This is a genomic window from Streptomyces sp. XY431 (genome assembly GCF_001279805.1).
Taxonomy (GTDB): Bacteria; Actinomycetota; Actinomycetes; order Streptomycetales; family Streptomycetaceae; genus Kitasatospora; species Kitasatospora purpeofusca.
Genome location: NZ_LGDO01000484.1, coordinates 17,375 through 30,347, shown reverse-complemented (window position 1 = coordinate 30,347; position 12,973 = coordinate 17,375). Strand labels below are relative to the sequence as shown.

10 protein-coding genes are annotated in these 12,973 nt (G+C 71.4%); all 10 read right to left on the bottom strand.

Going from position 1 to position 12,973, the window contains the following annotated elements; genetic code table 11:
• Positions 1–2 precede the first annotated feature (2 nt).
• A complete protein-coding gene (locus tag ADK60_RS32535) occupies positions 3–665 on the bottom strand; it encodes a response regulator transcription factor (RefSeq protein ID WP_045937596.1) in 663 nt (220 codons plus the stop codon).
• 114 nt (positions 666–779) lie between these two features.
• Complete coding sequence (locus ADK60_RS32530) at positions 780–1,790, bottom strand: polyprenyl synthetase family protein (RefSeq protein ID WP_045937648.1); 1,011 nt, start codon at positions 1,788–1,790, stop codon at positions 780–782.
• A 257-nt stretch (positions 1,791–2,047) separates the two neighbouring features.
• A complete protein-coding gene (nuoN, locus tag ADK60_RS32525) occupies positions 2,048–3,685 on the bottom strand; it encodes an NADH-quinone oxidoreductase subunit NuoN (RefSeq protein WP_045937597.1) in 1,638 nt (545 codons plus the stop codon).
• Positions 3,682–5,331, bottom strand: coding sequence for an NADH-quinone oxidoreductase subunit M (locus tag ADK60_RS32520; protein WP_045937598.1), 1,650 nt, complete (start codon positions 5,329–5,331; stop codon positions 3,682–3,684). The genes nuoN and ADK60_RS32520 overlap by 4 nt, the downstream gene beginning before the upstream one ends.
• A gap of 37 nt (positions 5,332–5,368) precedes the next feature.
• Positions 5,369–7,264, bottom strand: a complete 1,896-nt coding sequence (gene nuoL / locus ADK60_RS32515; protein ID WP_045937599.1) for an NADH-quinone oxidoreductase subunit L — start codon at positions 7,262–7,264, stop codon at positions 5,369–5,371.
• A gap of 13 nt (positions 7,265–7,277) precedes the next feature.
• Complete coding sequence (nuoK, locus tag ADK60_RS32510; protein WP_030300898.1) at positions 7,278–7,577, bottom strand: NADH-quinone oxidoreductase subunit NuoK; 300 nt, start codon at positions 7,575–7,577, stop codon at positions 7,278–7,280.
• The gene (locus ADK60_RS32505) at positions 7,574–8,503 is read right to left on the bottom strand and encodes an NADH-quinone oxidoreductase subunit J (RefSeq protein ID WP_502687469.1); all 930 of its coding nucleotides are present in this window, start codon (positions 8,501–8,503) and stop codon (positions 7,574–7,576) included. Before ADK60_RS32505 ends, nuoK begins: the two co-directional genes overlap by 4 nt.
• Positions 8,500–9,111 carry an NADH-quinone oxidoreductase subunit NuoI gene (gene nuoI, locus ADK60_RS32500; RefSeq protein ID WP_063772381.1) on the bottom strand — a complete coding sequence of 204 codons (612 nt, stop codon included), beginning with the start codon at positions 9,109–9,111 and terminating at the stop codon, positions 8,500–8,502. Before nuoI ends, ADK60_RS32505 begins: the two co-directional genes overlap by 4 nt.
• 6 nt (positions 9,112–9,117) lie before the next feature.
• Positions 9,118–10,494 (bottom strand): NADH-quinone oxidoreductase subunit NuoH, encoded by a 1,377-nt coding sequence (gene nuoH / locus ADK60_RS32495; RefSeq protein WP_199839806.1) that lies wholly within the window; start codon positions 10,492–10,494, stop codon positions 9,118–9,120.
• Entirely contained in the window at positions 10,491–12,968 is a 2,478-nt protein-coding gene (locus ADK60_RS32490) for an NADH-quinone oxidoreductase subunit G (RefSeq protein ID WP_107094775.1), read from the bottom strand. The genes nuoH and ADK60_RS32490 overlap by 4 nt, the downstream gene beginning before the upstream one ends.
• Positions 12,969–12,973: the final 5 nt, after the last annotated feature.

The window sequence follows — 12,973 nt, the reverse complement described above, 5'->3', positions numbered from 1 at the left end:
GGTCAGGAATTCAGATAAGTGAGCACGGCGAGGACCCTGCGGTGGTCACCGCGGCTCTGCTCCAGGCCAAGCTTGAGGAAGATGTTGCTGACGTGCTTCTCCACCGCGCCCTCCGAGACCACCAGCTGCTTGGCCACCGCGGTGTTGGTCCGGCCCTCCGCCATCAGCCCCAGCACCTCACGCTCGCGCGGGGTCAGCCCGGCCAGCACATCGCCCTTGCGGCTGCGGCTGAGCAGCTGCTGGACGACCTCCGGGTCCAGCGCGGTGCCGCCCTCGGCGACCCGGACCACCGCGTCCACGAACTCGCGCACCTCGGCGACCCGGTCCTTCAGCAGGTAACCGACGCCCCGGGTGGATCCGGCCAGCAGTTCGGAGGCGTAGCGCTCCTCGACGAACTGCGAAAGCACCAGCACACCGAGCTGCGGATAGCGGCCACGGAGCGTGACACAGGCCCGCAGGCCCTCGTCGGTGTGGGTGGGGGGCATCCGCACGTCCGAGACCACCACGTCGGGCAGCGCGTCCTCGGCGGCCAGCTCGTGGATGGTCCTGATCAGCGCGTCACCGTCCGGGACTCCGGCCACGACCTCCAGGCCCCGGTCGGTGAGCAGCCGGGTCAGACCCTCCCGCAGCAGTACGGAGTCCTCGGCGATGACGACGCGAAGCATGGCGGCCTTCCGGATGGGCGGAGCTGCGGACACGGTGCTGACGGGTGTCAGTCTCCCCCATCCGGGTGGCCGCCGGGACGTCGGACCGTGATTCGCACCGCCCGCCCGCGGGCATCACATGGTGCGGATGGCCACCGAGTCGCAGAGCGCCTGGAGCGCCTCCTTGGCCGGCCCGTCCGGGAGCGGGTCCAGCATCGCGCGGGCCTCCTCGGCGTGGCGCAGGGTCTCCCGGCGGGCGTGCTCCAGCGCCGGGTGGCGGCGCAGCAGCCGCAGGGCCTCGGAGTGCAGCTCGTCGTCGGCGAGGTCCTGGCGGAGCAGCTCGCGCAGCCGGGTGTCGGAGGGGTCGGACGGGTCGGCCGGCATCTGCCGCAGCAGCAGGGTCGGCAGGGTCTCGATGCCCTCGCGCAGGTCGGTGCCGGGGGTCTTGCCGGACTCGTGCCCGTCGCTGGCGATGTCGAGCACGTCGTCGGCCAGCTGGAACGCGATGCCGATCCGCTCGCCGAAGGAGCTGAGGATGTCGATCACCCACGGCTCGGCGCCGGCGGCCAGTGCTCCTATCCGGCAGGAGACGGCGATCAGCGAACCGGTCTTGCCGGCCAGCACGCCCAGGTAGTGGTCGAGCGGGTCGTCGTCCGGGCCGGGGCCGGCGGTCTCCAGGATCTGGCCGGTGACCAGCCGCTCGAACGCGTCGGCCTGCAGCCGGACGGCCTCCGGGCCGAGGTCGGCCAGCACCTGGGAGGCACGGGAGAAGAGGAAGTCGCCGGTCAGGATGGCGACCGAGTTGTCCCAGCGCGAGTTGGCGCTGGGGGCGCCGCGTCTCACCGGGGCCTCGTCCATGACGTCGTCGTGGTAGAGCGTGGCGAGGTGGGTGAGCTCGACCACGACGGCGGCCGGGATCACTCCGGTCGCACCGGCGTCGCCGAACTGGGCGGACAGCAGTACCAGCAGCGGACGGAAGCGCTTCCCGCCCGCGGCCATCAGATGGCTGGCGGTGACGGTGATGAAGGGGACGTCGCTCTTGACGGCCTCGGCGAGCGCGATCTCCACCGCGTCCATCCCGGCCTGGACGTCACGGGTCAGATCGCGGTCCTGCACGCTGAGCCCAAAGGGTCCCACGACGGTCACGAAGACCACTCCTCTGTCCCTGGTCGATCTAGCGGCCCGGTCCCTGAGTGCCGCCGCTGGCCATACAGGCAGGGTATCCGGTCACGAGTGGATCACTGCACGGGCGTGCGGCTCTGTCATGCGCGGGGCGTCCCCGCTGGCCAGCGGGGATACCCGAACGAAGCGTCCGGGCCGCGCGCGGGGCGCGACCCGGACGGTCGTCGGAGCGGTCGGACCGGGCCGCCGCCGGGGCGTTCGGCCGGGCCGTCGGCGGACGGTCAGCCGACGAAGAACACTGCCTTCGAGGCGAGATCGAGGAAGTACTGCGGCAGCAGTCCGAGCCCGATCGTGACCAGCACGCCGATACCGATCGCGGTCGCCGTGAAGGCGCTCGGGACGGCGACGGTCGGGCCGCCCGGCTGCGGGTCGGAGAAGAACATCAGCACGATGACCCTGACGTAGAAGAACGCCGCCACCGCCGAGCTGAGCACACCCACGATCACCAGCGGAGTGGCGCCGCCCGCCGCCGCGGCCTGGAAGACCGCGAACTTGCCGGTGAACCCCGAGGTCAGCGGGATGCCCGCGAAGGCCAGCAGGAAGAGCGCGAACACCGCCGCGACCAGCGGGGAGCGCCGGCCGAGGCCGGCCCAGCTGGACAGGTGGGTGGCCTCGCCCTTGGAGTCGCGCACCAGGGTGACCACGGCGAAGGCGCCGAGGGTCACGAAGGAGTACGCCAGCAGGTAGAACAGCACCGAGCCGACGCCCTGCCGGTTGCTGGCGATCACACCGGTCAGGATGAACCCGGCGTGCGCGATCGAGGAGTAGGCGAGCAGCCGCTTGACGTCCTGCTGGGTGACGGCCAGGACCGCGCCGACCACCATGGTGAGGATCGCGACGCCCCAGAGCACCGGCCGCCAGTCCAGCCGCAGCGCCGGGAAGGCCACGTAGAACAGCCGCAGCACCGCGCCGAACGCGGCCACCTTGGTCGCCGCCGCCATGAAGCCGGTGACCGGGGTCGGCGCGCCCTGGTAGACGTCCGGGGTCCAGGAGTGGAACGGCACCGCGCCGACCTTGAAGAGCAGACCGACCGTCAGCATCGCCAGGCCCACCAGCAGCAGGGCGTCGTTCTGGGTCGAGGAGACCAGCGCCGGGGTGAGCAGCGCGTTCCCGGAGATGACCTCGGCGATCTCGCCGAGCCGCACCGTGCCCGCGTAGCCGTACAGCAGCGCGGTGCCGAACAGGAAGAAGGCCGAGGCGAAGGCCCCGAGCAGGAAGTACTTGACCGCCGCCTCCTGGGAGAGCAGCCGGCGGCGCCGGGCCAGCGCGCAGAGCAGGTAGAGCGGGAGGGAGAAGACCTCCAGCGCCACGAACATGGTCAGCAGGTCGTTGGCGGCGGGGAACAGCAGCATGCCGCCGACCGCGAACATGGTGAGCGGGAAGACCTCACTGGTGGTGAAGCCGGCCCGGATCGCGCTGCGCTCGTGCTCGCCACCGGGGGTGGCGGCCGCCTGGGCGGCGAAGGCGTCGGCCGGTTCTCCGCCGGCCTTCGGCTCCAGCCGGCGCTCGGCGTAGGTCAGCACCGCGACCGCCGCGACCAGCAGGATCACACCCTGGAGGAACAGCGTCGGGCCGTCCAGGGCGACCGCGCCCATCGCGACCGCCTCGACCTTGGTGGTGCCGTAGCCCTGCGCGGCGAGCACCAGCACGGCGACGAAGGCGCCGGCCAGGCCGACCAGGGCGGTCACCACCTGGGCCCAGTGCCGCAGCCGCCGGGGCAGGAAGGCCTCCAGCAGGATGCCGACCACAGCGGCGCCGAACACCACCAGCATCGGGGACAGCTGGCCGTACTCGATGTGCGGCGCGGGGATGCTCTGGGTGCTGCCGCCGGCGGCGGCGAGCCATCCGGTGCTGCTCACTTGTGCTCACCTCCTGAGCGGGCGGTCCCGTCCTGGGCGGTCCCGTGGTCGGCGGACACCGGGTGCGCCGGTGCCGGGTCGGTCTGGTGCACCTGGGAGAGGGTGGCGTTCACCGACGGGTTGACGAGGTCGGTGAGCGGCTTCGGGTAGACACCGAGCAGCACGGTCAGTGCCACCAGCGGGGCGACCACGGCGAGTTCGCGGACCTTGAGGTCCGGCATGCCGCGCACCTCCTCCTTGACCGGGCCGGTCATGGTGCGCTGGTAGAGCAGCAGGGCGTACAGCGCGGCGAGCACGATGCCGAAGGTGGCGACGATGCCGACCGCGGGGTACCGGCTGAAGGTGCCGACCAGGACCAGGAACTCGCTGACGAACGGCGCCAGACCGGGCAGCGAGAGCGTCGCCAGCCCGCCGATCAGGAAGGTCCCGGCGAGCACCGGGGCGACCTTCTGCACGCCGCCGTAGTCGGCGATCAGCCGGGAGCCGCGACGGGAGATCAGGAAGCCGGCCACCAGCATCCACGCGGCGGTGGAGATGCCGTGGTTGACCATGTAAAGGGTGGCACCGCTCTGGCCCTGGCTGGTCATCGCGAAGATGCCCATGATGATGAAGCCGAAGTGCGAGATCGAGGCGTAGGCGACCAGCCGCTTGATGTCCTTCTGGCCGATGGCCAGCAGCGCGCCGTAGACGATCCCGACCAGGGAGAGGACCAGGATCGCCGGGGCGAAGGTCTTCGAGGCGTCCGGGAACAGCCCGAGGCAGAAGCGGAGCATCGCGAAGGTGCCGACCTTGTCCACCACGGCGGTGATCAGCACGGCGGTGCCCGCGGTGGCCTCGCCCATCGCGTTCGGCAGCCAGGTGTGCAGCGGCCAGAGCGGGGCCTTGACCGCGAAGGCGAAGAAGAAGCCGAGGAACAGCGCCTTCTCCGCGGTGCCGCCGAGCTGCAGCCGGCCGTCGGCGACGGCCGCGGTGAGCGTCTGCAGGTCGAAGGTGCCGAGGCCCTGCTCCTGCGCGATCACGTACAGGCCGATCACGGCGGCCAGCATGACCAGACCGCCGAGCAGGTTGTAGAGCAGGAACTTGACCGCCGCGTAGGAGCGCTGGCGGGCCGACTCCGGGCCGCCTGCCCTGTCGCCGAAGCCGCCGATGAGGAAGTACATCGGGATCAGCATGGCTTCGAAGAAGACGTAGAAGAGGAAGACGTCGGTGGCGTAGAAGGAGACGATCACCATCGCCTCCACCGCCAGCACCAGGGCGAAGAACGCCTGGGTGCGCCGCCGGTTCTCGAACGACCCCTCCGGGGGCGCGGCGGCCGGGTCCGCGTCGTGCCAGGAGGCGAGCAGCACGACCGGGACCAGGACGGCGGTGAGCAGGGCGAGGACGGCGCCGATGCCGTCCACCCCGAGCGAGAAGGTGATGCCGAAGGAACGGATCCAGCTGTAGGACTCGGTGAGCTGGTAGCGGGCGCCGTCCGGGTCGAACCGCGCGGCCACCGCGCCGGCCAGGGCCAGGGTGGCGGCGGAGAAGACCATCGCCACGATCTTGGTGGTCCGCCGCCGCGCCTCGGTGGACCCGGCGGGCAGGGCGGCGGTGACCACCGCACCGACCGCCGGGACGGCGCAGGTGGCGGTGAGGAGGACGCTCATGCCTCGGCCTCCCCACGATGTGTGTAATCCGGGTGCATCAGACGGACCTCATCAGGAGAGTCGTGGCGACCAGCACCAGCGTGCCGCCGAACATGGAGAGCGCGTACGTGCGGACGTAGCCGTTCTGGATCCGCCGCAGCCGGCTGGAGACGCCGCCGATGGTGGCCGCCAGGCCGTTGACGAAACCGTCCAGGCCGCGGCTGTCGAAGTAGACCAGCGCCGCGGCCAGCGCCGAACCGGGGCGGACCAGGACGGCGTGGTTGAAGTCGTCCTGGAGGAGGTCCCGGCGGGCGGCCCGGGTGAGCGGGGAGCCGTACGGCGGCACCACCGGGACGGCGGAGCGGCCGTACATGAGGTACGAGAGCGCGACGCCGACCAGCATGCAGGCGGTGGTGAGCAGGGTGACCACCAGCGGGGTGAGCGGGGAGTTGCCCTCCTCGTACCCGGTGACCGGCTCCAGCCAGGTGAGGAACGACTCGTGGAAGGCGAACAGCCCGCCGGCGAAGACCGATCCGAAGGCCAGCACGATCATCGGGACGGTCATGGTCTTCGGCGACTCGTGCGGGTGCGGGTCGTGGCCCTCGGCGTCCGGCTGCCAGCGCTTCTCGCCGAAGAAGGTCAGGATCATCACCCGGGTCATGTAGAACGCGGTGACGGCGGCGCCGATCAGGGTGCACAGGCCGAGGATCCAGCCCTCGGTGCCGCCCTTGGCGAAGGCCGCCTCGATGATCTTGTCCTTGGAGAAGAAGCCGGACAGGCCGGGGAAGCCGATGATGGCCAGGTAGCCGAGGCCGAAGGTGACGAAGGTGACCGGCATGTACTTCCGCAGGCCGCCGTAGTGACGCATGTTCACCTCGTCGTTCATGCCGTGCATGACCGACCCGGCACCGAGGAAGAGCCCGGCCTTGAAGAAGCCGTGGGTCACCAGGTGCATGATGGCGAAGGCGTAGCCGATCGGGCCGAGCCCGGCCGCGAGGATCATGTAGCCGATCTGCGACATGGTCGAGCCGGCCAGCGCCTTCTTGATGTCGTCCTTGGCGCAACCGACGATCGCACCGAAGAGCAGGGTGACCGCGCCGACCACCACCACGGCGGTCTGGGCGTCCGGTGCCAGGTTGAAGATCGCTCCGGAGCGGGTGATCAGGTAGACGCCGGCGGTGACCATGGTGGCCGCGTGGATCAGCGCGGAGACCGGGGTCGGGCCCTCCATCGCGTCCCCGAGCCAGGACTGCAGCGGCACCTGCGCGGACTTGCCGCAGGCGGCGAGCAGCAGCATCAGGCCGATCGCGGTCAGCTTGCCCTCGCTCGCGCTGCCGGCGGCGCCGAACACCGGCTCGAAGGCGAAGGAGCCGAACTCGACGAACATCAGCATGATCGCGATGGACAGGCCCATGTCGCCGACGCGGTTGACGATGAACGCCTTCTTGGCGGCGGTGGCGGCGCTCGGCTTGTGCTGCCAGAAGCCGATCAGCAGGTAGGAGGCGAGACCCACGCCCTCCCAGCCGAAGTACAGCAGCAGGTAGTTGTCGGCCACCACCAGCAGCAGCATGGCCGCCAGGAAGAGGTTCAGATAGGCGAAGAAGCGGCGCCGGCGCTCGTCGTGCGCCATGTAGCCCACCGAGTAGAGGTGGATCAGGGTGCCGACGCCGGTGATCAGCAGGACGAAGGTCATCGAGAGCTGGTCGAGCCGGAAGGAGATGTCGGCCTGGAAGCCGTTCACCGGGATCCAGCTGAACAGGTGCTTGGTCAGGGCACGGTCCTCCGCGTCCCGGCCCAGCATGTCCGAGAACAGCGCGAGGCCGAAGCCGAAGGAGAGCGCGGCGAGCGCGGTGGCCAGCCAGTGGCCGAGGCGGTCGAAGGCCCGGCCGCCGAGCAGCAGCAGGACGGCGCCGGCCAGCGGGGCCGCGACCAGCAGGGGAATGAGAGAGTTCACCGAGGTCCTCCGCCTACAGCTTCATCAGGTTGCTGTCGTCGACCGAAGCGGAATGCCTGGTCCGGAAGATCGAGACGATGATCGCGAGGCCGACCACGACCTCGGCCGCCGCCACCACCATGGTGAAGAACGCGATGATCTGGCCGTCGAGGTTCCCGTGCATCCGGGAGAAGGTGACCAGCGCCAGGTTGGAGGCGTTCAGCATCAGCTCGACACACATGAACAGGACGATCGCGTTCCGCCGGATCAGCACGCCTGAGGCGCCGATGGTGAACAACAGGGCGGAGAGATAGAGGTAGTTGACCGGATTCACTCCGCCCCCTCCTCGTCGTGGTCGGACGTCGGGCGGTTCGCCGGCGCCGGGTGGTTGGCGGCCACCGGCTCCAGGGCCTTGCGCGGACCGGTCACCGGCGGGCGCTCGGACGGCGGGCGGCCCAGCCAGTCGGCGGTGGTGGACTCCAGCTCGGCCATCCGGGCCAGCATCTCCTGGCTGACGTCCCGGATCTGGCCGCGCTCGCGCAGGGTCGCCATCACCGAGTCCTCGGCGATCGAGCCGTCCGGCAGCAGCGCCGGGATGTCCACCGCGTTGTGCCGGGCGTAGATGCCGGGCGCGGGCAGCGGCGGGACCTGGATGTTGTCGGCGACCCGCTGGGCGGCCAGCTCGCGCTGGGTCTTCGGGGCCTTCACGTGCTCGCGGTGGGTCAGCACCATGGCCCCGATCGCGGCCGTGATCAGCAGCGCCCCGGTGACCTCGAAGGCCCACACGTACTTGGTGAAGATCAGTCGGGCCAGGCCCTGGACATTGCCCTCGGCATTGGCCTCGCCGAGACCGGCGAAGGTGTCCAGCTTGGCGTTGGCGATCCCGGCGACCATCAGCACGCCGAAGCCGAGGCCGCAGAGCGCGGCGGCGAACCGCTGGCCCTTCAGCTGCTCCTTCAGCGAGTCCGCGCTGGTCACGCCGACCAGCATCACCACGAACAGGAAGAGCATCATGATCGCGCCGGTGTAGACCACGATCTGCACCACACCCAGGAACACCGCGCCCTGGGCCATGTAACAGACCGCCAGGGCGAGCATGGTGGCGGCCAGGCAGAGCGCACTGTGCACCGCCTTGCGCATCAGCAGCGTCCCGAGCGCGCCCCCGACGGCGATCACCGCGAGCACCCAGAACTGGACGGCCTCACCGGTGGAGGTCGCGCCCGTCACGGCCGCGAGGTTCAGCGAGGTGGCGGCGCTCACGACTGGGCCTCCTTCTCCCGGTCGGTGGGCTCCTGACGGACCGTGCCCGGCGCCGCCGCGGTGATCTCGCCCCGGTAGTAGGCGCCCTCGTCGGCGCCGGGGAAGATCGAGTGCGGGCTGTCGACCATGCCCTCGGAGAGGCCGACCAGCAGCTGCTCCTTGGTGAAGATGAGGTCCTGGCGGGAGGAGTCCGCGAGCTCGTACTCGTTGGTCATGGTGAGCGCGCGGGTCGGGCAGGCCTCGATGCAGAGCCCGCACAGGATGCAGCGGGCGTAGTTGATCTGGTACACCGCCCCGTACCGCTCACCGGGCGAGTAGCGCTCGTCCTCGCGGTTGTCCGCGCCCTCGACGTAGATCGCGTCGGCCGGGCAGGCCCAGGCGCACAGCTCGCAGCCGATGCACTTCTCCAGGCCGTCCGGGTGCCGGTTCAGCTGGTGGCGGCCGTGGAAGCGCGGGGCGGTGGGCTTCTTCTGCTCCGGGTACTGCTCGGTGAGCCGCTTCTTGAACATGGCCTTGAAGGTCACGCCGAAGCCGGCGGCCGGTCCGAGGATGGACGGCTTGTCGGCCCGCTCGGGCCGGTCGTTCCGGGCGTTCTGGTCGGACGACATCTCGGTTCAGCTCCCTTCGGAATGGTCGGCCCCGTTGAGGGCGTCCTGCAGTTGCTTCGGGGCGCGGCTGCGCCGGCGCGGGACCGGCGGGAGCTGCTGGCCGGGCAGCGGGGGCACCGGGTAGCCGCCGGCCATCGGGTCGAACTCCCCGTGCGGCGCCTCGGGTCCGGGCTCCGGCTTGCGCTTCAGGACGTCCCGCAGCAGGCCGAGCAGCAGCAGCGCGCCGACCGGGGCGCCGACGTACAGCACCACCTCCCCGAAGCCGTAGCCCTCGTTGCGCAGGGCCCGGACGCTGGCCACCATCACCAGCCAGGCAAGCGAGACCGGGATCAGCACCTTCCAGCCGAGCTTCATGAACTGGTCGTAGCGGAACCGGGGCAGGGTGCCGCGCAGCCAGATGAAGAAGAACAGCAGCAGCTGGATCTTGAGGGTGATCCAGAGCAGCGGCCACCAGCCGTGGTTGGCGCCCTCCCAGAACGTGGAGACCGGCCACGGGGCCCGCCACCCGCCCAGGAACAGGGTGGAGGCGACCGCCGAGACGGTGACCATGTTGACGTACTCGGCCAGCATGAACATCGCGAACTTCAGCGAGGAGTACTCGGTGTTGAAGCCGCCGACCAGCTCGCCCTCGGCCTCCGGGAGGTCGAACGGCGCGCGGTTGGTCTCACCGACCATCGCGACGATGTAGACGATGAACGACACCGGCAGCAGTACCGCGAACCAGGTCGGCTGCTGCGAGGAGACGATCTCCGAGGTGGACATCGAGCCGGAGTAGATGAAGACCGCCGCGAAGGACAGGCCCATCGCGATCTCGTAGCTGATCATCTGGGCCGAGGAGCGGATCCCGCCGAGCAGCGGGTAGGTCGAGCCGGAGGACCAGCCCGCCAGCACGATGCCGTAGATGCCGACCGAGGCGGTGGCCAGGATGTAGAGCAGCGCCACCGGGAAGTCGGTCAGCTGCATCGGCGTCCGGGTGCCGAAGATCGAGATCTCGTCGCCGGCCGGGCCGAAGGGGATCACCGCGAAGGCCATGAACGCCGGGATCGCGCAGACGATCGGGGCCAGGATGTAGACCACCTTGTCGGCGCCCGTGACCACCAGGTCTTCCTTGAGCGCCAGCTTCACGCCGTCGGCGAGCGACTGCAGCAGGCCCCAGGGGCCGTGCCGGTTGGGCCCGATGCGCAGCTGCATCCAGGCCACCACCTTGCGCTCCCAGACGATCGCCACGAGGACCGTGCCGACCAGGAAGCCGAAGCAGAACACCGCCTTCAGCAGGACCAGCCACCACGGGTCCCGGCCGAAGAAGCCGAGCGTCTCGTTCGCGGCGAGCTCGGCCAGAGCGGCCGGGCCGTGTCCGGCGAGCGGGTGCGGGTTCGGGGTCACTTCTCCTCCTCCTCCTCGGGCCCGGCCGTACCGGCCGGCGCGGTGGCCTCGGCGGCGGCGATGGTGACCAGGTGGCCGATGGTGGTGCCGAGCGTCCGGTAGGCGCCGCCCGGAGTGGAGTTGAGCGGGATCCAGACCGTGCGGTCCGGCATCTCCTTGGAGATCTCCAGCGGCAGGGTGAGCGAGCCGGCCGGGCCGGTCAGCCGCAGCGCGGGCGCGGTCGCGGCGCCGATCTCCGCCGCGGTGGTCGGCGAGACCCGGGCGACCGCGGGGTGCCGGGTGCCGGCCAGGTGCGGGTCGCCCTGCTGGAGCGAGCCCCGGTCGAGCAGCAGCCGCCAGCCGGCCAGGACCGCCTGGCCGGTGGCCGGGCGGGGCAGCAGGCCGGGGTGGGCGGCCGGCGCGGCCGGACGGTCGCCCGTCCAGGGCAGGAACCGGTCCAGCTCCTGCCGGGCGGCGCGGACGTCGGGCAGGCCGAGCCGGTGGCCCAGGGCGTCCGCGAGCATGTTCAGCACCCGCAGGTCCGGGTGCAGGTGGCGGCCCATCTGCTGGTCCGGCTTGAGCGCGGCCTCGAACATCCGCACCCGGCCCTCCCAGTCCAGGAAGGTGCCGGCCTTCTCGGCGACCGCGGCCACCGGCAGCACCACGTCGGCGTGGGCCGTGACGGCGGACGGGCGCAGCTCCAGCGACACCACGAACGGGACTGCGGCCAGCGCCTGCTCGGCCCGCGCCGGGTCGGCGAGGTCCTCCGGGTCGAGGCCGCCGACCAGCAGCGCGCCGAGTTCGCCGCCGAAGGCCGCGTCGAAGATCTCCTCGGTGTCCCGACCGGGTCGGCCCGGGATCTCGGGAACGCCCCAGACGGCGGCGGTCTCGGCCCGGGCGGCCGGGGCGGCGACCGGACGGCCGCCGGGCAGCAGGCCGGGCAGCGCGCCGGCCTCGACCGCGCCGCGTTCGCCGGCCCGGCGGGGGATCCAGGCCAGCCGGGCGCCGGTGGCGTGCGACAGCCGCAGTGCGGCGGTGAGCGCGCCGGGGGCGGCGGCCGCCCGCTCGCCGACCAGGATCACCGCACCGGGGGTGCGGAGCAGTTCGGCGGCGCGGCCGGCGTCGTCGTTGAGCGGCTCGTCGGCGGCGAGCGCGGCCAGCCACTCGGCCTCGGTGCCGGGGGCGGCCGGCAGCAGCGAACCGTGCAGCTTGGCCAGGCCCCGGGAGGCGTGCGGGGCGATCGAGAAGACCGTGAGGCCGTGGCTCCGGTTGGCCTTGCGCAGCCGCAGGAAGACGATCGGCGACTCCTCCTCGGGCTCCAGGGCCAGCAGCAGGACCGCCGGGGCGGCCTCCAGCTCCTCGTAGCCGAAGGGGCTGCCGCCGATGTCGACGCCCTGGCCGGCCACGGCGGCGGCCAGGAAGTCCGCCTCCTCGCCGCTGTGCGGGCGGGCCCTGAAGTCCACGTCGTTGGTGCCGAGCACCACCCGGGCGAACTTGGCGTACGCGTAGGCGTCCTCGACCGTGACCCGGCCGCCGGTGAGCACTCCGGCGCGGGTCCCGCGCAGCCCCTCGGCGGCCCGGGCCAGCGCCTCCGGCCAGGAGGCGGCGACGAGTTCGCCGTCCCGCCGGACCAGCGGGGTGGTGATCCGGTCCCGCTGCTGGGCGTAGCGGAAGGCGAACCGGCCCTTGTCGCAGTTCCACTCCTCGTTGACCGCCGGATCCTCACCGGCCAGCCGGCGCAGCACCTTGCCGCGGCGGTGGTCGGTGCGCTGGGCGCAGCCGGAGGAGCAGTGCTCGCAGACGCTCGGCGAGGAGGTCAGGTCGAACGGGCGGGAGCGGAAACGGTAGGCCGCCGAGGTGAGGGCGCCGACCGGGCAGATCTGGATGGTGTTGCCGGAGAAGTACGACTCGAAGTCGTCGCCCTCGCCGGTGCCGACCTGCTGGAGGGCTCCGCGCTCGACCAGGTCGATGAACGGGTCCCCGGCGATCTGCTGGGAGAACCGCGTGCAGCGGGCGCAGAGCACGCAGCGCTCGCGGTCCAGCAGCACCTGGCTGCTGATCGGCACCGGCTTCTCGTAGGTGCGCTTCATCCCCTCGAAGCGGGAGTCCGTGTCACCGGTGGACATCGCCTGGTTCTGCAGCGGGCACTCGCCGCCCTTGTCGCAGACCGGGCAGTCCAGCGGGTGGTTGATCAGCAGCAGCTCCATCACGCCGCGCTGGGCCTTCTCCGCGACCGGCGAGCTGAGTTGGGTGCGCACCACCATGCCCTCGGCGACCGGGATGGTGCAGGAGGCGACCGGCTTGCGCTGGCCCTCGATCTCGACGATGCACTGCCGGCAGGCGCCGGCCGGGTCGAGCAGCGGGTGGTCGCAGAAGCGCGGGATCTGGGTGCCGATCTGCTCGGCGGCCCTGATCACCAGGGTCCCCTTGGGGACCTGCACTTCGACGCCGTCGATGGTGAGCGTGACCAGCTCGACCGCGGCCTTGTCGCCCATGGAGG

Excerpts from the sequence above, each read along its gene's own strand:
- ADK60_RS32535 (WP_045937596.1), bottom strand. The coding sequence starts at position 665 with ATGCTTCGCGTCGTCATCGCCGAGGACTCCGTACTGCTGCGGGAGGGT.
- ADK60_RS32520 (WP_045937598.1), bottom strand. The coding sequence starts at position 5,331 with ATGAGCGTCCTCCTCACCGCCACCTGCGCCGTCCCGGCGGTCGGTGCG.
- nuoI (WP_063772381.1), bottom strand. The coding sequence starts at position 9,111 with ATGTCGTCCGACCAGAACGCCCGGAACGACCGGCCCGAGCGGGCCGAC.
- ADK60_RS32490 (WP_107094775.1), bottom strand. The coding sequence starts at position 12,968 with ATGGGCGACAAGGCCGCGGTCGAGCTGGTCACGCTCACCATCGACGGC.